Here is a 20,158-nt window from a genome sequence, read left to right as displayed (position 1 = left end):
CGGGGAGGGGCGTGGTTGATTTCAGCGGCATTCTGGGCGGGATAGACGGCGCTGTCTATGTGTACAGCATGACATCTGTCCCTGCCGATTGAGCGCGCGGCGGAACTTGTCCGCGCCATCGCGGCTCTATCTTTTTTTTCATTGACACCGTTCCCGCCGCGCTTTGGCGCGGGCAGTTCATAAGCGCGGAACGGGGAAAGGTTCCGATGAGCGCATCTCCCATTCTATCTCTTGGCCTGCTGCTGGCCGCGCTAGGCCTGGCAGGCCCCAGTCTGGCGCTGGACCTGGACCTCAAGCCGACGCCGCCCGAAACGGCGAGCCCCGCGGCCAAGCCGCCGCCGGGCTGGAGCCTGGGCTACGACAGCAAACGCTTCAGCTATCCGCCGTCCGAGCGCACCCGCCTGCTGGCGGACCAGGCGCTGCGCAGCAAGCAAGAGCCCAAGACGCCGGTGGACTGCCAAAGCCATCCCGGCTATGCCTATTGCCAGCCCAAGGGCGCCGAGCGCGCCTACGCCTCCGCGCCGCCCCAGCCCATGGGCAGCGCCAAGCTTTGCGATCAGGACCCCTATTCGCCGCAATGCGCGGACAGCGCCTTGCAGCTGCATACCCGCAACAGCAATTGCGCGCCGGACGACAGAAACTGCCAGGGGCTGGGTCTCAGCCTCAAGTGGGGCGACTGAGCCGAGGCCCGGGACTGGACGGGACGCGGCAAGCCGGTAAACTGCCGGGCATTGAACCCACTCAGTGGCCGGCATGCGCATCCTCCATACCTCGGACTGGCACTTGGGCCAGCATTTCATCGGCAAAACCCGCCTGGCGGAGCACCAGGCCTTCATCCACTGGCTGCTGGAGCAGGCCGACGTCCACCGGGCCGACGTCGTGCTGGTGGCCGGCGACATTTTCGACACCGGCGCGCCGCCCAGTTACGCGCGCGAACTCTACAACGGCCTGATCGCCGCCGCTCATCGCGCCGGCGTGCAACTGGTGCTGCTGGGCGGCAATCACGACTCCGTGGCCACGCTGGCGGAAAGCCGCGCGCTGCTGTCCTATCTGTCAGCCAGCGTGGTGCCGGCCCTGAGCGAGGACCCGGCCGATCAGGTCCTGATGCTCAAGCGCCGCGACGGCGAGCCGGGCGCGCTGCTGTGCGCTTTGCCCTATATCCGCCCGCGCGACGTGCTGCGCAGCCAGGCCGGCCAGAGCGCCGAGCAAAAGCAGCAATCCTTGCAGGACGCCATACGCGAACGCTACCGGCAGGTGTACGAGCAAGCGCTCCGCCGCCGCGAACAATTGGGCCTGTCCCTGCCCATCGTCGCCAGCGGCCACCTGACCACGGTGGGCGCCAGCGCCAGCGAATCCGTGCGCGAAATCTACGTCGGCGCGCTGGAAGCCTTTCCCAGCAACGCCTTCCCGCCGGCCGACTACATCGCCCTGGGCCACATCCACCGGCCGCAGAAAGTGGGCGGCCACGAGCACATCCGCTACAGCGGCTCGCCCATCCCGCTGAGCTTCGACGAAGCCGGCCAGGGCAAGGAAGTGTTGCTGGCGGAGCTGGACGAGCAGGGCCTAGGCTCCGTCCGGCCGCTGGCGGTGCCTTGCTTCCAGCCCTTGCGTTCCGTGCGCGGCAGCCTGGCGCAGTTGCCGGCGCTGTTGGCGCAGGCGGCGGAGGCCGGCAGCGCGGAACGGCCGGTCTGGCTGGAGATCGTGGTCAGCGCCGACGACTACCTGAGCGATCTCTCCGCCCGCGCGCAGGCGCTGTGCGCCGACCTGCCGCTGGAGCTCTTGCGCGTGCGGCGCGACCGCGGGCAGGCCGCCTCAGGGCTGGCCTCGACCGCCGGCGAAACTCTGGACGAACTGACGCCGCTGGACGTGTTCGAGCGCCGGCTGGCGCTGGAAACCCTTGATCCGCCGCTGCAGGAGCAACTGCGGCTGCGCTATCGCGAAACCCTGGCCGCCTTGCGGGAGGAACAGGCATGAAGATACTGAGCCTGCGCCTGAAAAACCTCAACTCGCTGCAAGGCGAATGGAAGCTGGATTTCAGCGCCGAACCCTTCGCCGGCAGCGGCTTGTTCGCCATCACCGGTCCCACCGGGGCCGGCAAATCCACCTTGCTGGACGCCATCTGCCTGGCGCTCTACCACAAGACGCCAAGGCTGGACGCCGTGACCCAGGGTAGCAACGACATCATGAGCCGGCACACCGCGGACTGCCTGGCGGAGGTGGAGTTCGAAGTCAAAGGCCGGCGTTACCGCGCCTTCTGGAGCCAGCGCCGCGCCCGCGACAAGCCGGACGGCGCGCTGCAAGCGCCCAAGGTGGAGCTGGCCGACGCCGACGGCGAGATCCTCAGCAGCCAGGTGGCGGACAAGCTCAAGCGCGTCGAAGCCATCACCGGCCTGGATTACGAACGCTTCACCAAGTCCATGCTGCTGGCGCAAGGCGGTTTCGCCGCCTTTCTCAACGCCGACGCCAACGCGCGCGCGGAACTGCTGGAAGAACTGACCGGCAGCGAAATCTACGGCTTGATCTCGCAACAGGTGTTCGAGCGCGCCCGCGACGCGCGCCAGACCCTGGAGCAATGGCAGGCGCGCGCCGACGGCGTGGAGCTGCTGGAACCGGAGCGGCGCGCGGACATGGAGGCCAGGCTGGCCGCGCTGGGCGCGGCCTCGCGCCAGGCGCAGGCGGACTGGGAGCTGGCGCGCAAGCAATGGCAGTGGCGCGAAGCCCTTGAACAGGCGCGGCGGCAGAGCGCGGACGCCGACGAGGCGTGGCGGCGGGCCAGCGAGCAGGAGGCGCGGGCGGAGCCGGAACTGGCGTGTTTGCGCCGCGACGAGCCGGCGCGGCGCATCCTGCCGCAATGGCGGGAAACGGAGCAGGCGCGGGCGGAGCTGCTGCGTCTGAGCGCGGAAAGCCAGGCGCTTGGCCATGCGCAAGCGGCGCGGAACGCGGACTGGCAGGCCGGCCATTGGCGGGCCTTGAGCCAGGCCCGCCGGCTGGAGCGGACCCAAGGAGCGCGTCTGGACGCGCTCAAGGCCGCGGCGGAGGAACAAGAGGCCGCCGCCCGGCGGCTGAGCCATCGCGCGCGCCTGGGCGAGTTGCTGGAACGTTGGCGCGCCGGTTTCGATCAACAGCAGCGCTTGCGGCAACAGCGCGACGGCTGCGCCGCGCGCGTCGCGGAGCTGGACGCCCGGACGCTGAACCAGCGCCAGGGCCTGGCGGCCTTGAACGCGGAGACCGAGGCGGCGGAAGGGCGCGGCCTGGAGACCGCCGCCGCGCTGCGGCGGGCGGAAGAGGGCGGCCGGGCGGCGCTGGACGGCCGCAGCCTGGCCGAATGGCGCGAGCAATGGCAGCGCGCGCTGCGCCAAAACACGGCCTTGCGCGGCCTGGCGACGCTGGCCGCCGAGCTGAAGCCGCTGGAAGAGCGGCTGGCCGGCCGGCGCGAGGAAAGAGCGGCGCAGGAGGCCGAGCGAGCGCGCCGCGACGCCGACTTGCAGCGGCTGCGCGCCGATTACCGGCTGGCGCAGGAACAAGCGGCGGACAAGCGGCGGCTGCTGGAGCAGGAGCGGCGCATTCTCAGCCTGGAACAGCACCGCGCCGCCTTGCGGCCGGGCGAACCCTGCCCCTTATGCGGCGCTTGCGAGCACCCGGCGGTGGCCGCCTATCAGGCGCTGGACATCGGCGCCGCCGAAGCGGCCCTGAACGCCAAGGAGGCCGCGCTGGAGACGCTGCGAGAACAAGGCCAGCAGGCGGCGGCGCAGCTGGCGCGCGACGAAGCGCAGCTGCGCCAGCTGGACGCGGCGACGGAACAGGAACAAGCGCGCCGCGAAACCCTGGCCGCGCAATGGCTGAGCGAGGGCGCGCCCTGGGGGCTGGCGGACGGGGACTGGCGCGGACCGCGGCTGGAACAGGCTTGCCGGGACGCGGAAGGGCTGCAGCTGCGGCAGGAAAGCGCGCTGCGCGCCGCCGAACAGGCGGAAGCGGCGCTGGAACGGGCGCGCGCGGACGCGCGGCGGCAAAGCGAGGCCGTTCAGGCGCTGGGCCAGAAACGGGCCTTGCAAGAACACGGCCTGCGTAGCCTGGAACAGAGCCTGCAAACGCTGCGGGACGAGCTCGCGCAGCGCGAGGCCGAGCTGCGGGAACTGGCCGGCGGCCGCGACGCCGACATCGACGCCGCCGGCTTCGACGCCCCGGAAGCGGGGCAGGAGGCCGGCTGGCTGGAACAGCGCGCCGCCGATTGGCGGGACTGGAAAGATTTGGAACAGGCTCGCCGGCAAGCGGAAACCGACGCGGAGGCCCAAGCCGCCGCGCACCGGCTCGCCGGAGAACGCGTCGCGGATTGGGACGCGCGCTGGCGGGCGCTGCGGCTGCCGGACGGCGCGCCGCCGCAGGAGGACGGCGACGCCGAGGCCGCCTGGCTGGCCGCGGTCGCGGATTGCGAGGAATCCGCGCGGGCCCTGGCCCAGATCCAGGGCGCGCTGGAACGGGCGGACAGCGACGCCGCGCGCCAGCGGCGGCGCGCCGAGGACGCGGAACAGGCCTGGGGCCAAGCCCTGGCCGCCAGCCCGTTTGCGGACGCCGCCGCCTTTCTGGCGGCGGCCTTGCCGGAGGCCGAGCGCGAGCGCTTGAGCGCGCTCGGCCGGCAACTGGAGCGGGAAAGGCTGAGCGCGGCGACGCTGCGGCAACAGGCCGCGGAACGGCTGGCGGCGCTGGAGCGGGACAACGCCTCGCCGCAGCCGGAACCGGAATTGCGCCAGCGCATGGAAGCGCTGGACGCCGAACGGCAAAGCCTGGCCGGCGAGGACGGCGCCTTGCGCGCCTTGCTCGACAACGACGCCGCGCGCCGCGACGGCCAGCGCGAGCTGTTCGCCCGCATCGACGGCCTGCGCGAGGAGGCCGACGTCTGGCAGCGCTTGAACGGCCTGATCGGCTCCGCCGGCGGCGACAAATACCGCCGCTTCGCCCAGGGTCTGACGCTGGAGCATCTGGTGGCGCTGGCCAACCGTCACCTGAGCCGGCTGCACGGCCGCTATTGGCTGCGCCGCCGCGCCGACGGCGAGCTGGAGCTGGAAATCGTCGACAGCTGGCAGGCCGACGCCGCGCGCGACACCCGCACCCTGTCCGGCGGCGAAAGCTTCCTGGTCAGCCTGGCGCTGGCGCTGGCCTTGTCCGACCTGGCCAGTCACAAAACCTCGATCGATTCGTTGTTCCTGGACGAGGGCTTCGGCACTCTGGACGGCGACACGCTGGAACTGGCGCTGGACGCCCTGGACGCGCTCAACGCCGGCGGCAAGACCATAGGCGTGATCAGCCATGTGGAGGCCTTGAAGGAGCGCATCCCGGTGCAGATCCGGGTGGGCCGGGCCGGCGCCGCCGGTTGCTCCGCGCTGACGGTGAGCGGCTAAGAAGCTGTTCACGATCGGCTGCGCGTCGTTGAGAGGCGACCGGGTGAGGGTCGCTTCGAAATGCTGATGCGCCGCGTGTGCATTCGGCTTTCTCAGCGGTTTTCGCCTCGCTCTGGCTTGGAGACCATGAACAGGCCCGCCTCAGCCGGCGGCGAAGTCGGCGAGCGCGGCGCCGTCCATCCGGTAACGAACCCATTCCGCCTGCGGCTTGGCGCCGATGGACAGGTAAAAGTCTATGGCCGGCTGGTTCCAGTCCAGCACGCTCCATTCGAAGCGGCCGCAGCCGTGTTCCACCGCCAGCTGGGCCAGGCGGCGCAGCATCAGCTTGCCGGCGCCGCCGCCGCGTTGCCGCGGCGAAATATACAGGTCTTCCAGATACAGGCCCTGCTTGGCTTGCCAGGTGGAATAGCTGAAGAAGTAGACGGCGTAGCCGGCCGGTTCGCCGTCCACCTCGCAAATCAGCGCCCGCGCCGGGCTGTCCGCGCCAAACAGGCTGGAGACGATGCTGTCCTCGGTGGCGGCCACTTGATCGCCGGCGCGTTCGTAGACGGCCAGCTCCTTGATGAGGCGCAGGATCAGCGCGGCGTCTTGGGCTTGGGCGGGGCGGATATGGATGGACATGGACGGAACCTGAATAGTGGTGAATGGATTAAGCGCTATACTACGGCCAAGACAAACTGCATGCGCTGCATTGTTTTCAAGTCATGATGAACATCCTGCATTCCGACCTGCGCCGCTTGGACCTCAATCTACTGCTGGTCTTCGACGCCTTGCTGCGCCAGCGCTCGGTCAGCGCCGCCGCCGACGAACTGGCGATGAGCCCGTCGGCGTTCAGCCACGCGCTGGCGCGGCTGCGCGCCGCCCTGGGCGATGATCTCTTTGTGCGCATCGGCAATGCGATGCAGCCCACCGCCTACGCGGAAAGACTGGCCGGCGCGGTGAGCGCCGCGCTGGAAACGCTGTCGCAGGGGCTGGCCGAGGCCGGCGGTTTCCAGCCGGAGCGCAGCGAACGGGCTTTTGTGATCGCGGTGACCGACTACACCGCCTTCGCGGTGATGCCGCGCCTGCTGGCGGGCTTGCAGCGGGCGGCGCCGCGGCTGCGCTTCAAGCTGGTGCATTCCCGCGGCCGCGAGTCCGCCGAGGATCTGGCCGCCGGCCGCATAGACTTCGCGCTGGGTTATGTCGAGGAGATTGCGGAGCCGGCGGCCGGGATTGAAAGCTTCGACTGGCTGGAAGACCGCTACGTGGCCATCGTCAGCCGCGCCCATCCGCGCATCCGGGACGGTCTCAGCCTGGATCAATACCTGGCGGCGCGCCACGTGGTGGTGACGCCCTGGGGAGAAAGCCGCGGCGGCATCGATCGCGCGCTGGAGCGCCGGGGCCTGCGCCGCGACGTGGCGCTGCAACTGCCGTCGGTGTTGGCCGCGCCCTTCATCATCGCGGAGTCCGAATGGATCATGACGCTGCCGCGGCTGGCGGCGCAGGCCTTGAGCCAGGCCGCGCCCATCGCCGTCCACGCCGCGCCGTTCGATATCCCGTCCTACACCCTCAAGGTGTACAGCCACGCCCGCCACGGCCGCAGCGCCGCCCATGATTGGCTGCGCGCGCAATTGCGCGCCTGCGCGCCGTCGCTTCAGGCTTAGAAGGTGTTCACGCTCTTGCGAGCGAGAGCGAGACAAGGCGTTGCGGCTGAAGAAGCGGAGTGTTCCAGCGGCGGACGAGCATTCTGACGCCGTACTCGCCGCGTAAGGCTCCACGACGCGCAGCAGATCGTAAACAGGCTCTTAGCGCCGGCTCAGCCCAGCCGTCGCGTCCAATGCCCCTGGATGCGCAGGGCTTGGAAATAGCGCTCCGGCGCGGCGAAACCGGCGTTTTGCAGCAAGGCTCGCTGTTCGGCCTCGGTCAAGGGGTGGAAATCGCGCTCCAGCTTGAGCCGCATCTGGGCGGCGTCCTCCGCGCTCATGCCCAGGCTTTGAGAAGCGTGGCCGCCGGCGGCGGCCAGCGCGGCGGATGGGGCCGCGGCAAGGTCGGCCAGCAGCAGCGGGGCCTCCGGCCGCAGTCTGGAGCGGGCGGCGCTCAGCAGCGCCAGCTTGGCCGGAGAAGGCAGGAAATGCAGCACCAGCAGGCAGAGCGCCGCGTCGAACTCTGTTTCCGGCAAGGCGTCCAGCGCGCAGGGGCGGAAATCCACGCGGCCGGCGACATCCGCTTGCTCCAGGCGCCGCCGCGCAATGGCCAGCATGTCGGCGGACGGGTCTTGCGCGCAAAAGCGCCAGCCGGGATGCCGCCGCGCCAGCGCGAGGGTGTCGCTGCCGGTGCCGGCGCCGACGACCAGCACGCGCGCATCGGCGGGCAACAGGCCGGCGAGCAAGGCCTCGCTCAATTGGTGCAGCAGGGCGTAGCCCGGAATCAGCCTGGCGATGCGCTCGTCGTAGCCGTCGGACCCGCCGCCTTGAAATCTGTCCATACCTTTTCCCCTTAAAAACGAGGCGCCCTGGGCGCAATGACAGGCGTGGCGGCGGCTGGGCCTGAAATGCGCTTATCATGGTGGCTTCAAGCATGCGCGGTCAAGCCGGGCCGTTGTTCGGGGCGGCCGCGCCAGGAGAAGCCGATGCAAGCAGAATGGAGCGGTCTGGACCGCTATTACACCGCGGCGCTGCGGGTGGAGGACGGCGTCTTGAACGGCGCGCTGGCGGCCAACGCCGCCGCCGGCCTGCCGGCGCAGGACGTGTCGCCGCTGCAAGGGCGCTTTCTGCATATTCTGGCGCGTTTGATGCAGGCGCGGCGGGTGCTGGAGATCGGCACCCTGGGCGGCTACAGCACCATCTGGCTGGCGCGGGCGCTGCCGGCAGACGGCCGGGTGGTGACCTTGGAAGCCAATCCGGCGCACGCGGACACGGCGCGGGCCAATCTGGCCGCCGCCGGCGTGGCGGACAAGGTGGAACTGCGGGAAGGCCCGGCGCTGGACAGCCTGCCGCTGCTGGCTGGGGGCGAGCCCTTCGATCTGATCTTCATCGACGCCGACAAACCCAACAATCCGGCTTATCTGGAATGGGCGCTGAAGCTGGCGCGCCCTGGCGCCGCCATCGTCGGCGACAATGTGGCGCGCGGCGGGGCGGTGGCCAATGTGGTCAGCCAAGACCCCGGCGTGCGCGGCGTGCGCCGCTTCATAGAAGACATGGGCGCCGAGCCGCGGCTGACCGCCACCGCGCTGCAAACCGTGGGCGTCAAGGGTTGGGACGGGTTTTCCATCGCCATCGTCAATGAAACGGCCTGAGAATCTGTTTACGATCTGCTGCGCGCCGTGAGACGTGACGCGGTGAGTGCCGCTTCGAAATGCTCATGTACCGTGTGTACACTCCGCTTTCTCAGCGGTTTTCGCCTTGTCTCGCCTGAGCTCGCAAGATCGTAAACACGTTCCGAGCGCCGGCTCGCGGGAAGGCAAGCCGGCGCCCGCGCTCAAGAGCAGGCGGAGTCCAGCGCCGGATTCGCGTCCGTTTCCTCCGTCTGCGTCTGAGCGACGCCGCGCAGGAACAGCGCCACCACCAGCGCGCTGAGCACGGTCAGGGCGGACAGCACCGTCAGCAGCCGTTGGAAGGCGGCGGCGTAAGCCTGGGACAGCGCCTCCGGCGCGAGGCCGGGCAAGAACTCGCCGACGGCGGCCAGCTTGCCCAGCGCCCCCTGGCTGGCGGCCGCGGCCAGCGCCTGGGGCGCCGCCGCGGACAAGGGGAGAGGCGTTGTTGCAGCAGGGCCGCCAGCAGCGCGCCCACCAAGGCCAGCGCAATGCCTTCGCCCGCCACCCGCGTGGTGCTGAATATGCCGGCGGCCATGCCGGCGCGCTCCTTGGGCACCACGCTGACCGCCAGACCGTCCATCAGGCCCCAGGGCAGGCTGATGCCCACGCCTATCAGCAGCAAGGGCCACAAGGTCTGTTGCAGCGCGGACAGCTGCGGATAGCGGCTAAGCCACCACAGCCCCAGCGCGCACAGCAGCAGGCCGCCGGCGGACAGAACCGCGGCGGACAGCCAGCGCGTCAGCCAGGCCGCGCACAGCGGCAGCGCCAGCATGGGCGCGGACAAGGCCAGCATCACCTGGCCGGCCTCCGCCTCGCTGACGCCTTCCGCCCCCACCAGGCGCAGCGGCAGCAGCACCAGCAAGACCACGAAGGCGTAAGCCGGTGCGGCGGCCAGACATTGCACGCCGACAAAGCGCGGATAGCGGAACAGGCTCAGGTCCAGCATGGGACGCGTCGCGCGGCGCTCCAGCGCCACAAACAGCCAGAACGCCGCCGCGGACCCCAAGAGCAGGGCAATCACCCGCGGGCTGCTCCAGCCCAGCTCCGGCGCCGCCAGCGCGCCGTAAGTCAGCAGGCTCAGCGCCAGCGTGAAGCTGAGCGCGCCCGGCCAATCCAGGCCGGCGGCCTGAGGGTCGCGCGATTCGCGCATGCAATAGACGGCCAGGCCCAAGGCGAGCAGGCCCACCAAGCCGGCCAGCGCGAAGATGGAACGCCAACCCAGCGCCTGAATCAGATAGCCGCACAGCAAGGGGCCAAAAGCCAGGCCGATGCCGAAGGTGGTGCCTATCAGGCTGAAGGCGCGCGTGCGCGCCGCGCCGGCGAAGCTTTGCGCCAGCGCCGCCAGGCCGCTGGCGAAGGACAGCGCCGCGCCCAGGCCTTGGGCCGCGCGCAGCAAGTCCAGCCACAGCAGGCTGCCGACCAGGAACAAGCCCAGCGAGGACAGGGAGAACAGGCCAATGCCGAGCAGAAACACCCGTTTGCGGCCGTATTGATCGGCCAGCGCGCCGGCCGCCATCAGGCAGCCGCCGAAAGTGAGCATGAAAGCGTTGGTGACCCAAGTCAGGGCCAGCGCGTCGCCGCCCAGCTCGCGGCCTATCGCGGTCAAGGCCAGCGCCGGGCCGGTGAAGCTGAGCGGCGTGGTCAGCGCGGCCAGGCAGACCGCGGCCAGGGTCAGTAAAGGAGCGCGTTGGGAGGACGCCGGTTTGGAGGGATGCATGATTTCGCCTTTCAAAGAGTGGGACAAGCGCCCGCGCGGCGCGGCGGGCGGATGCGGATGGTCATTGGGCGAACACATGATAATTTGACGGCAATTGACGAAAAACAGGCGCTGTGTCCAAATTAAGCGGACAAAAAATCCTTAATAAGGACGTAGGCATGGATAGTTTGAGCAGTTTGGCCGCTTTTGTACGCGCCGCGGAGGCGCAAAGCTTTGTCGGCGCCGGCCGCGCGCTGGGCGTGTCCTCGTCCGCCGTGGGTAAGAGCGTGGCGAGGCTGGAAGAAAAACTGGGCGTGCGGCTGTTCCAGCGCAGCACCCGTCATGTGCGGCTGACGGCGGAGGGCGAATTGTTCTACGAACGCTGCCGCCGCATCCTGGACGATATCGACGACGCCGAGGCCGAACTGGCGCAGAGCCGCGCCGCGCCGCGCGGCAAGCTGCGGGTCAGCCTGCCGGTGGTGGGTTATCGCATGCTGCTGCCCATCCTGCCGGACTTCATGCAGCGTTACCCGGAAGTGGAGCTGGACCTGGATTTTTCCGACCGCATGGTGGACGTGATAGAAGAGGGCCTGGACGCGGTGGTGCGCAGCGGGCCATTGGCGGATTCCCGGCTGATGGCGCGGCCCTTGGGGCCCTTCCGTCTGCTGGTGGTGGGCTCGCCGGGCTATCTGCGCGAGCGCGGCGCGCCGCAAGGTCCGGAGGACCTGGCCCATCACGCCTGCCTGCGCTATCGCTTCCCCAGCACCGGCAAGCTGCAGACCTGGGCGCTGGACGGCGCGCCGGCCGGCCAGGACTGGCCGCCGAGCAGCGCCTTGAGCTGCAACAATATCGAGGCGCTGATCTGCGCCGCCAGCCAGAATCAGGGCCTGGCGTACTTGCCGGATTTCATCGTGCGCGACGCGCTGGCCGCCGGCCGGCTGCAAATCGTGCTGGAGCCCTATCTGGGCCAGACCGGCATGTTCCATGTGCTGTGGCCGTCCAGCCGCCAGTTGTCGCCCAAGCTGCGCGTCTTCGTGGACTTCCTATGCCAGCGCATGTTCGCGCCGGCGGGCGGGGCGGCGTGAGCGCCGCCTACGCGCCGCGCTGACGGCGGAAAGCCCACCAGGCGGCCAAGAGACTGAAACCGGCCACCAGCAGCACCAGCACCCAAAAGCCGTGCGGATGATTGGCCAGCGGCACGCCGCCCACGTTCATGCCGAAGAAACCGGCGACGATATTGATGGGCAGCGCCAGCACCGTCACCAGGGTCAGCGTGAACAGGGTGCGGTTGCTCTGCTCGTTCAGGCGCGCCGCCAGTTCTTCCTGCAAAAGCTTGATCCGTTCCACCAAGGCGGCCAGATCGTTCAGCGTCAGCGCAAATTCCTCGGAAGACTGACGCAGCGCCTGCGCGTCGGCCGCGTCCAGCCAGGCCGGTGGCCGGTTCAGCAGGCGGAACAGCGCGCTGGGCTCGGGCGCCAGCAGGCGCTGCAAGCGCACCAGGGAACGCCGCATCGCCGCCAGCTGCGCGCGCTGATCGTCCAACCTTTGCGCCAGCAGCCTGTCTTCCAGCACATCCACCTGCGCGCCGCTGGCGCGCACAATGCCGGCCAGCGCGTCCGCCTGGTTCTGCAGCAAATGCACCAGCAAGGTCGCCGGCGAGCGGAAGGCCGCGCCGGCGCGCACCGCCGCGCGCAGCCGGTCCACCGAATGCAGCGGCTTGACGCGCGCGGTGATCAGCACCCGCGGCTGAGCATGCGCCCACAGGGTGGCGATGTCCGACGAGGCCAGGCCAAAGCTGAAAGCCACGTCGTTGATCACCGCCAGCAAGGCCTGATCCAGCAATTCGATGCGGGTGGAGTTGGAGCCGCCGCGCAAGGCCTCGAAAAAATCCTCCTGCAAGGGCAAGGCCGCGCGCAGCCAGCGTTCGCTGGCGGCATTGGCCAGATTGAAATGCAGCCATAGAAAGGCGTCGCCGTCCGGCGGCGCGCGCAGCCAGGCTTGCGCCTGAGCGGAATCGATCTCTTCGCCGGCGCAATCCGGATGAAAGCGAAAGCCGCAGATCAGCCCGGCCTGGTCCGAGCCGTATTGCTGCTGAGTAATGACGTGGTTCATGGCGCGCGGCCGACATGGTGGAATACAGCTCAGCTTAGGCGCGGTGGATGACGAAATGGTGACGATGAGATGAAGGGGAGGGGCTGAAGTTTTTGGGAGCGCGCTTTTGTTTTCTTATAGCGGGAAATGGTGCCGCTGATTTTGCTCAGCTTGGTGACGGTGAGGATTGACGTATGCAATAAAGCTTTTCTATTTTTATGGGTTCATTGAGGCGTCACGAGAGTATGGATCGTCTGGCGCAACTTGGCATTGCTCGTCCACATTGGCTGGCCAGGCAGGAACCTGGCTGGTACGCATGGCAAGCCATCGGCCGGGATAGCAGATTAAATAAATCAGCAAAAAGGCCAACCTCATTGACCACGGCATGGCGCTTACATAAAAGTCGGTGCGCTGCAGGCCAAACCAGAACGGTTCTCTCTGATCTGCAATCGGCAGGCAAGCCTTGACTTCCTGGATGACGCTGGTCGGGCCTTCTTCCATATAGCGGCGGATGAACTCCCAATGCTGTTTCAGCAGCTCCCGGTCTTTCGCCCCTACCGCCAACTCTGAGAAGGCGAAAGTGGCGGACACCTTGCCTTCCGCATCCAGCTTGTGGCCCTGAATCTCCCAGGTATTGCTTTTGCCTAGGCCCAAGCAAAAAAAGCTGTGGTCCCAGTCAAACTCCACGATCTTTCCCCCAGGCTGAAACGCGAATATTTTTCTAGATTTCCTGTTTAGACGGATCGGGTAGTGGGTCAGCGCGAAGGCCTCTTTTCTTAACAGCCAGATCAAGATGCTGCCTATCAAGCCGGGGCCGAACAGCAGTAGCAATACCGTCTGGGTCCAGGCTTGTTGCGGGGAATAATAGGGGCTGGAATTGGCGCCGATGGCAATCAGGATGAAATCCAGCGCGATAGTGGCGCAGCCTATGGGAACGATGTAGAAGATGGCCAGCAGCACGCTGCTCATCATGCCCTTCCAGCGGAAATACTTGTCAACCAGCTCTAGATAAGTACTGTTTATCTTGATCACGGCCAACTGATAAGCCAGCGGCAAATCCAGCTTTTGGTGAATATCCAGACCGTGCTCTTGCTCCAACCGGGTCAAGGGACGGTTGATGGTGTATTTTTGATATAAGCCGGTATATTCCATGGTGGTGAGAGTGTAATGGACGGCATGCCGTCCAGATTGGATTCAGTAGTTGAAGTACATCACACCGAACGCACCTGGGTCACCGGGTTTGCGTTTGGTTTTTTTGGGAAGGTCGATGTTGTCAGGGTCAGGCAATCCCATGGTTTTGAATACTTGTGTGGCCGCATTGACAAACATCATGAATCTTTTCCCGGTTACGAAAGAATATGCTCCGAGGAGTAGGTACATCGCTAATGATGCGTAGATGTATCCGATGTTCCAGAAAAAATAAGGAGCATCGTTATCGCTAATGAAGTCAAATAGTATCGCTAATAGAGACGCAAAGATGGTTGCTAAAAAAGTAGTGGAGAGAAACCACCATTTAACTACTGTTTTGATATGAGGGATTTTGCCGCGGGAGCAATGTGGGTAGAGTGCAATGATTCTATCTTTTGGGCGGGCAATGGCAACAATTTCAAAATGGTTTTCACGCGGTGTGCCAATTACATCGATAATGTCTCCATCTTGGAATGGGCTATACCAAACCCAGCCTTTGGCGGGTAGCCCATTAATTTCCATCTCAATATAGTCGGCTTGCTCGCGTAAGTTGCTTGCATCCCTAGCCGTGCTGGCTGCCATGCCGGCTGCGCCGGCTAGTGCTCCTGCGATGGCGGCCAAGCCCATGATGTTGCGGTCGCGGTCGGTAAAGAAGAAGTTGGCCATTTCTCGTGTTTTTTTGTAACGGGAAATTTTGCCGTTAGTTTTGCTTAGCTGCATGGTTGGCGTAAGAGCAACTAAGTCGTTTGTTACAGACATGGCTATGCTTGGGCCAGGGTCAGTAGTTGAAATACATCACGCCGAATGCGCCAGGATCGCCTGGCTTGCGTTTTGTGCGTTTGGGTAGGTCGATGTGGTCAGGGTTTTGTAGGTCCATCACTTTAAAAATACGTGTTGCTGCATGTACATACATCATAAATTTCTTCCCTGTAACATACGCGTACGCCCCAAAAATGGCATAAACTGCTGCACATACATAAATGTAATCGAAATCTATTAAACTAAAAATTTCGTCTTTACCAGAAATGAAATCAAAAAAACCAAAAACAAGAGGGGCTAATATTGCAACCAAAAAAGATACTGACAGAAACCACCATTTGAATACGGTTTTGATATGTGCAATTTTGCCACGGGAGCAGTGTGGGTACAGTGCGATAACTTTGTCTTTGGGGCGGGCTATTGCAATAATTTCAAAATAACCATCTTGTTGGGTTCCAATAAGCTCAACTTCATCGCCTGCTTGAAAGGGACTAAACCATACCCAGCCTTTAGCGGGTTGACCATTTATGCTCATTTCAATATGGTCAGCTTGCTCTCGCAGATTTGTAGTATCTCGTGCAGTACTAGCAGCCATGCCTGCTGCCCCGGCCAAGGCTCCTGCAATTGCGGATAGGCCCATGATGCTGCGATCATGGTCGGTAAAAAAGAAATTGGCAAGTTCTCTGGTTTTTTTGTAGTGCGATATTTTTCCACTGATTTTGCTTAGCTCCATCGTTGATGGGGTGGGCGCTAAGCTGCTAGGTGGTGATATCGCCATGCCGGGAAGCTCAATAGTTGAAGTACATCACGCCAAATGCACCTGGATCGCCAGGCCTGCGTTTTGTGCGTTTGGGTAGGTCGATATTATCGGGGTCTGGCAACCCTAATGCTTTAAAGACCTGTGTAGCCGCGTGCACATACATCATAAATTTTCTTCCAGTGACGAGTGAGTATGTTCCTAGGAATAGATACATGAATATAGTCGCATACAAATACTCTGCCCCAAAAAATGAAAAAAGTTTCTCTTTTCCGTCGATAAGATCAAATATTGTAAATAATATTGGGATAAATACGGCTACCAAGAAAGTTGTTGCTATGAACCACCACTTGATGATGGTGGTGATGTGAGATTTTTTGCCACGTGAGCAATGCGGGTATAGGGCGATGGTGCGATCTTGAGGTCTCGCAATGGCGATGATTTCAAAGTAATCCCCTTGAAATGTCCCGATTAGTTCTACGTCGTCACCATCTTTAAATGGGCTGAACCATACCCAGCCTTTGGCGGGCAGTCCATTAATTTCCATCTCAATATAGTCGGCTTGCTCGCGTAAGTTGCTCGCATCCCTAGCGGTGTTAGCTGCCATACCGGCAGCGCCTGCCAGAGCCCCTGCAATAGCTGACAGGCCCATGATGTTGCGGTCGCGGTCAGTAAAAAAGAAGTTGGCCATTTCTCGTGTTTTTTTGTAACGGGAAATTTTGCCGCTGATTTTGCTTAGCGTCATGCTAGCTATGTTGGGGGCTAAGCTGATCGGACGAAATATGGCCATAGTGGAATCGGGCTTAGTAGTTGAAGTACATTACACCGAGTGCACCGGGGTCGCCTGGTTTACGTTTAGTACACTTGGGTAAGTCCGTATTGTCTGGATTTGGAAGTTTCATCGTTTTAAAAACTTGTGTCGCAGCTTTAACAAACATCATGAATTTTTTTCCAGTTACAAGTGAATATGCTCCAAACAATGCGTAGGAAACAATGCCGACGTATATGTAATTAAAGTTGATGAGTGAATTGAAGAGCTCAGATGAGATAAGTAGATCGATAATAAAAAGGAAGGCTGGAAATGCGATCCATAGCATAAAGGATACAGAGAGCGCCCACCATTTTATAATGTTTTTTATATGTGCATTTTTTCCTCTGGAACAATGTGGGTAGAGTGCGATTACTCTATCCGCTGGTCGTAATATCGCTACAATCTCAAAGTAACCCTCTTGTTGCGTTCCTATAACTTCCACTTCATCGCCCGCTTGAAAAGGGCTAAACCAGACCCAGCCTTTTGCCAACTGTCCATCGACTTTCATTTCAACGTAGTCAGCCTCTTCGCGTAAATTTGCTGCATCTCTAGCCGTGCTTGCAGCCATGCCAGCAGCTCCGGCTAGTGCTCCTGCTATGGCGGCTAAGCCCATGATGCTGCGATCATGGTCGGTAAAAAAGAAATTGGCAAGTTCTCTGGTTTTTTTGTAGTGCGAGATTTTTCCGCTGATTTTGCTTAGCTTCATCGTTGATGAAGTGGGCACTAAGCTGCTAGGTGGTGACATCGCCATGCCGGGGGCTCAATAGTTAAAATACATCACGCCAAATGCACCTGGATCGCCAGGCTTGCGTTTTGTAAGTTTGGGTAAGTTGATGTTGTCAGGCTCTTTTAAACCTAATGCTTTAAAAACTTGAGTGGCAGCATGTACATACATCATGAATTTCTTACCGTTTACAAATGCAAAGGTTCCCGTCAGTAGACTTATCCCGATGGTAAAGTATGGGAAAGCTGTTGTGGATACGAAGTAGTCCATGCCATCGTTGGCAAGGGCTGCTATGGCAATATCAAAAACGATTGCAAAAATAATTGCCGCTAAGGTAATGAAAAACCACCATTTTATAATATTTCTTATATGAGCATTTTTTCCTCTTGAGCAGTGAGGGTAAAGTGCTATAGTCCTATCTTTTGTTCGGACTATTGCAATAAGTTCAAAGTAATCGTGCCGTTGATTTCCAATAACTTCAACCTCATCTCCATCTTGGAATGGGCTAAACCAAACCCACCCTTTAGCTAGTTGTCCATTAATTTCCATCTCAACATAGTCGGCTTGCTCGCGTAAGTTGCTTGCATCCCTAGCGGTGCTGGCGGCCATGCCGGCAGCGCCAGCCAGAGCACCCGCAATGGCTGACAGACCCATGATGTTGCGGTCGTGGTCAGTAAAGAAGAAGTTAGCCATTTCCCGTGTTTTTTTGTAACGGGAAATTTTGCCGCTGATTTTGCTTAGTGTGATGCTGGGTGTGATAGGAGCTAAGCTGCTTGAGCGAGATATGGCCATGATAGAGTAGGATCTAGTAATTGAAGTACATCACACCGAATGCTCCAGGGTCGCCTGGCTTACGCTTAGTTTGTTTTGGAAGGTCTATTTTGTCAGGCTCGCTTAGATTTAGAGCTGTAAAAATTTGTGTGGCTGCATGGACATACATCATGAATTTCCTGCCATAAATAAATGCATATGCTCCTAATAGAATGTACATCGTTAGTGCCACATATAGATAGCTGCTATCGGCGAGCGTGGAGAAAACATGTTTTCCATTGATCAAATCCACTACTGCAAAGGCAAATGGAACAAGTATGCCAACTAAAAAGGATATTGATATCAATGACCATTTAACAACGGCATTGACGTGAGCCTTTTTTCCCCTAGAACAATGCGGGTAAAGTGCAATGACTCTATCCTTTGGGCGGGTGATTGCGATAAACTCAAAAAAATCAGCATGTTGAGTTCCAACTACTTCGACTTCATCGCCATTTTCAAATGGGCTAAACCAAACCCACCCTTTGGCTGGCTGGCCATTAATCTTCATTTCAATATAATCAGCCTGCTCACGTAGGTTGGCAGCATCACGTGCAGTGCTTGCAGCCATTCCAGCTGCTCCAGCTAGTGCCCCAGCAATGGCTGATAGGCCCATGATGTTGCGTTCACGATCAGTAAAGAAAAAATTGGCCATTTCCCGTGTTTTCTTGTAATGGGAAATCTTGCCACTGATTTTACTCAGCTTGGTGTCTGTGAGGGCAGCTTCATGAATCGAGGCCATATCTTCATGTATTCGTCGAGGCGTCACGATGGTATGGGTCCCCTGGGGCCGCATGGCTTAGGGCTTCAAGTTCAGCAGGCCACTTCGGAATTTTGCTGGCATGCATGGCGATCCAGCGAGCGGGATAAATCAATAAATAAAATGCCAGAAGAATCAATTGAAGTGGGAAAGGGATGCTACTTAAGATATAGCGCATCCGTAGCATCGCAAAGATAAAGGTCTCTTTTTTTTGGGAGATGGGAAGGCAGGCTTCAATTTCGGATGCCACCTCGGAAGGGCCGTTTTCCATATAGGTTCTGACAAATTCCCAATAACTCAGCAATTGTTGTCGATCCTGTTCTCCGACACCAACTTCAGAAAAGGAAAAAGTGTCGATAACGATCTCTTGATTCTCATCAAGAATGTGTCCTTGTATTTCCCAGGTTTGGTTTTTTACACGGGCAAAACAAAAAAATATATCACTCCATTTTGAGCTGCTTACGCTGCCATCTTGTCGAAAGAAATGAACCTTGCCATTCAGCCGATCAAGCAAAATAGGGTAGTGAGTAAAGCCAAGGTCCTTATGCAGTATCCAGAGGTTCAGTAGCGCAACAGGTATAGCCATTAGCAGAATGGCCAGCAAGAACCCCCAATCACCAGCAAGTCCGCTTGGTTTGTCATAGCTGATTAAAATATTTCCGATCAGCATCCAGGTAATGAGTGCAAGCCCTGCAATCGCCACAAAGGTTAGCAATCCTTTCCATAGGAAAAATTTGTCCACCAATTGCATACTCTTTGAGTTAATGGAAATTACACTTAATTGATAGTTTGGTTGTGCACCGGAATTTATTTTTTGCTCAAGCTTGAGTTCTAACTCTTGATTTGTAATGGGGCGATTTACTTTGTATTTTGGTACTTTTCCTGTGTATTCCATTTTAATTTGTGGCCAGTTTTAATTGTTGCAGTTCTTCGGTTTCATTTTGGTAATGAGCCGATTTCCCTTTGCCCCACAGACAGCGCTCAAGCCAATCTTGTACTTTGTTGTTTTTGAAATATTCAATCAGGATGGCTATTCCAATAAAGGCTATAACCAATAGTAATCCAATAAAGTTAAAGCCAAGCAACAGGGCCACTGTTAGGGTTAGTCCGATGAGTGCTGACCCACCATACAGAAATGCAAGACCGACATTGCCATTCGCATTTGCTTTTTTCATTTGCTCAATGTCCCATGCAGCCATTATTAAAGCGCCTAAGACGCCTGCTGCACGGCCAATCCATGTGAGTGCCAAACTCGTAAGATTTAGCCCTCGGGCGAACCTCGCGAACTGAGGAGCTATCTTGGCCAGGCCTTGCGCAATTAAGTCAGTGGAGGTAGCTGCTAGTGCTATAACGCCTGCTCGCAGTCGTCCATATGCCTCTTTTGCTTCGTGACTCATTGCTTTACCTTCATCCTCAATGAGCTTTTGCATTGCGTTGTATTGCAATAGGCCGGTTACGAGTCCAGAAATATAAGGCACGCTTCCTTTCGCTATCGCGACAGCCGGGTTTCCTACTCTAGATCTCCAGTTTGAAAAATTGATTTTTTCTAACTCTTCTGGTGTTTTTATGGAGTTTGCAAGCCACTTTGCCTGTTCTGGTGTTTTTAAGCCTTTGGGAAGGCTGCTGGCTTGTTCCGTATCCACAAGCAGGAGAAAGCGTTTTTTTTCTGTGTTGTCCAACGGTACGCCGGCCGCTTTAAGTCGACGTAGCTGAGCTGAAACAGCTCTCTCCATTTCACGAGGATTCAATGCTTTACCACTTGCTTTGGTTAGCTGACGTATCAGCATAGATCGGAAGGCTTTTTTGCCTCCCGTGACCTCAACAACTGTAAAAGTTTTTTCCGTGTGCAGGCTGAGTGCGACCATGGCTGGCCG

The 20,158-nt window shown here is 60.6% G+C and carries 20 protein-coding genes; 6 read left to right on the top strand and 14 right to left on the bottom strand.

Annotated elements, in window-relative coordinates:
- The first annotated feature begins 206 nt into the window (after positions 1-206).
- From HQN78_RS07115 to sbcC, 3 genes are all read left to right on the top strand, one after another.
- Positions 207-680: a hypothetical protein gene (locus HQN78_RS07115; protein ID WP_107799176.1), complete on the top strand. Its 474-nt coding sequence runs from the start codon at positions 207-209 to the stop codon at positions 678-680.
- A gap of 73 nt (positions 681-753) precedes the next feature.
- On the top strand, positions 754-1,974 hold the full coding sequence (gene sbcD, locus HQN78_RS07110) for an exonuclease subunit SbcD (protein WP_235088767.1): 1,221 nt from the start codon (positions 754-756) through the stop codon (positions 1,972-1,974).
- A complete protein-coding gene (gene sbcC / locus HQN78_RS07105; protein ID WP_235088766.1) occupies positions 1,971-5,396 on the top strand; it encodes an exonuclease subunit SbcC in 3,426 nt (1,141 codons plus the stop codon). The genes sbcD and sbcC overlap by 4 nt, the downstream gene beginning before the upstream one ends.
- Positions 5,397-5,537: 141 nt before the next feature.
- Here the strand turns inward: sbcC and HQN78_RS07100 are convergent, their stop codons facing one another.
- On the bottom strand, positions 5,538-6,017 hold the full coding sequence (locus HQN78_RS07100; RefSeq protein WP_107799173.1) for a GNAT family N-acetyltransferase: 480 nt from the start codon (positions 6,015-6,017) through the stop codon (positions 5,538-5,540).
- 83 nt (positions 6,018-6,100) lie between these two features.
- On the opposite strand from HQN78_RS07100, the gene HQN78_RS07095 reads away from it, so the two are divergent.
- Positions 6,101-7,039, top strand: a complete 939-nt coding sequence (locus HQN78_RS07095) for a LysR family transcriptional regulator (RefSeq protein WP_235088764.1) — start codon at positions 6,101-6,103, stop codon at positions 7,037-7,039.
- A gap of 152 nt (positions 7,040-7,191) precedes the next feature.
- Here the strand turns inward: HQN78_RS07095 and HQN78_RS07090 are convergent, their stop codons facing one another.
- Positions 7,192-7,860 carry a bifunctional 2-polyprenyl-6-hydroxyphenol methylase/3-demethylubiquinol 3-O-methyltransferase UbiG gene (locus HQN78_RS07090; RefSeq protein WP_107799171.1) on the bottom strand — a complete coding sequence of 223 codons (669 nt, stop codon included), beginning with the start codon at positions 7,858-7,860 and terminating at the stop codon, positions 7,192-7,194.
- 144 nt (positions 7,861-8,004) lie between these two features.
- Here HQN78_RS07090 and HQN78_RS07085 point away from each other — a divergent pair, with 144 nt between their 5' ends.
- Positions 8,005-8,670 carry an O-methyltransferase gene (locus tag HQN78_RS07085; protein WP_107799170.1) on the top strand — a complete coding sequence of 222 codons (666 nt, stop codon included), beginning with the start codon at positions 8,005-8,007 and terminating at the stop codon, positions 8,668-8,670.
- Between the two features lie 182 nt (positions 8,671-8,852).
- On the opposite strand, the gene HQN78_RS07080 is transcribed toward HQN78_RS07085, so the two are convergent.
- Both HQN78_RS07080 and HQN78_RS07075 read right to left on the bottom strand, forming a co-directional pair.
- Positions 8,853-9,038 (bottom strand): hypothetical protein, encoded by a 186-nt coding sequence (locus HQN78_RS07080; RefSeq protein WP_235088763.1) that lies wholly within the window; start codon positions 9,036-9,038, stop codon positions 8,853-8,855.
- Positions 8,975-10,405, bottom strand: a complete 1,431-nt coding sequence (locus HQN78_RS07075) for an MFS transporter (protein ID WP_235088762.1) — start codon at positions 10,403-10,405, stop codon at positions 8,975-8,977. Before HQN78_RS07075 ends, HQN78_RS07080 begins: the two co-directional genes overlap by 64 nt.
- A gap of 158 nt (positions 10,406-10,563) precedes the next feature.
- Here HQN78_RS07075 and HQN78_RS07070 point away from each other — a divergent pair, with 158 nt between their 5' ends.
- Positions 10,564-11,469: a LysR family transcriptional regulator gene (locus HQN78_RS07070; RefSeq protein WP_235088761.1), complete on the top strand. Its 906-nt coding sequence runs from the start codon at positions 10,564-10,566 to the stop codon at positions 11,467-11,469.
- A 7-nt stretch (positions 11,470-11,476) separates the two neighbouring features.
- Here HQN78_RS07070 and HQN78_RS07065 read toward each other — a convergent pair whose 3' ends face one another.
- The 10 genes from HQN78_RS07065 to HQN78_RS07020 form a co-directional block, all read right to left on the bottom strand.
- A complete protein-coding gene (locus HQN78_RS07065) occupies positions 11,477-12,496 on the bottom strand; it encodes a transporter (protein WP_235088760.1) in 1,020 nt (339 codons plus the stop codon).
- 195 nt (positions 12,497-12,691) lie between these two features.
- The gene (locus HQN78_RS07060; protein ID WP_235088759.1) at positions 12,692-13,627 is read right to left on the bottom strand and encodes a DUF6708 domain-containing protein; all 936 of its coding nucleotides are present in this window, start codon (positions 13,625-13,627) and stop codon (positions 12,692-12,694) included.
- A gap of 42 nt (positions 13,628-13,669) precedes the next feature.
- Positions 13,670-14,422: a putative type VI secretion system effector gene (locus HQN78_RS07055; protein WP_235088757.1), complete on the bottom strand. Its 753-nt coding sequence runs from the start codon at positions 14,420-14,422 to the stop codon at positions 13,670-13,672.
- Positions 14,423-14,441: 19 nt separating this feature from the next.
- A complete protein-coding gene (locus HQN78_RS07050; protein ID WP_235088755.1) occupies positions 14,442-15,200 on the bottom strand; it encodes a putative type VI secretion system effector in 759 nt (252 codons plus the stop codon).
- Positions 15,201-15,210: 10 nt separating this feature from the next.
- Positions 15,211-15,924: a putative type VI secretion system effector gene (locus tag HQN78_RS07045; RefSeq protein WP_235088754.1), complete on the bottom strand. Its 714-nt coding sequence runs from the start codon at positions 15,922-15,924 to the stop codon at positions 15,211-15,213.
- Between the two features lie 58 nt (positions 15,925-15,982).
- On the bottom strand, positions 15,983-16,741 hold the full coding sequence (locus HQN78_RS07040; protein WP_235088753.1) for a putative type VI secretion system effector: 759 nt from the start codon (positions 16,739-16,741) through the stop codon (positions 15,983-15,985).
- Between the two features lie 9 nt (positions 16,742-16,750).
- Complete coding sequence (locus HQN78_RS07035; protein ID WP_304502843.1) at positions 16,751-17,506, bottom strand: putative type VI secretion system effector; 756 nt, start codon at positions 17,504-17,506, stop codon at positions 16,751-16,753.
- Between the two features lie 13 nt (positions 17,507-17,519).
- A complete protein-coding gene (locus HQN78_RS07030; RefSeq protein ID WP_235088750.1) occupies positions 17,520-18,266 on the bottom strand; it encodes a putative type VI secretion system effector in 747 nt (248 codons plus the stop codon).
- A gap of 4 nt (positions 18,267-18,270) precedes the next feature.
- A complete protein-coding gene (locus tag HQN78_RS07025) occupies positions 18,271-19,179 on the bottom strand; it encodes a DUF6708 domain-containing protein (protein ID WP_235088749.1) in 909 nt (302 codons plus the stop codon).
- Position 19,180: 1 nt separating this feature from the next.
- Positions 19,181-20,149, bottom strand: coding sequence for a hypothetical protein (locus HQN78_RS07020; protein ID WP_235088748.1), 969 nt, complete (start codon positions 20,147-20,149; stop codon positions 19,181-19,183).
- Between the last annotated feature and the right edge of the window lie 9 nt (positions 20,150-20,158).

The organism is Chromobacterium sp. Beijing, assembly GCF_021496765.1.
Classification (GTDB): domain Bacteria; phylum Pseudomonadota; class Gammaproteobacteria; order Burkholderiales; family Chromobacteriaceae; genus Chromobacterium.
The sequence above is the reverse complement of the archived record's forward strand: the minus strand, read 5'-3'. Positions and strand labels throughout refer to the sequence as shown.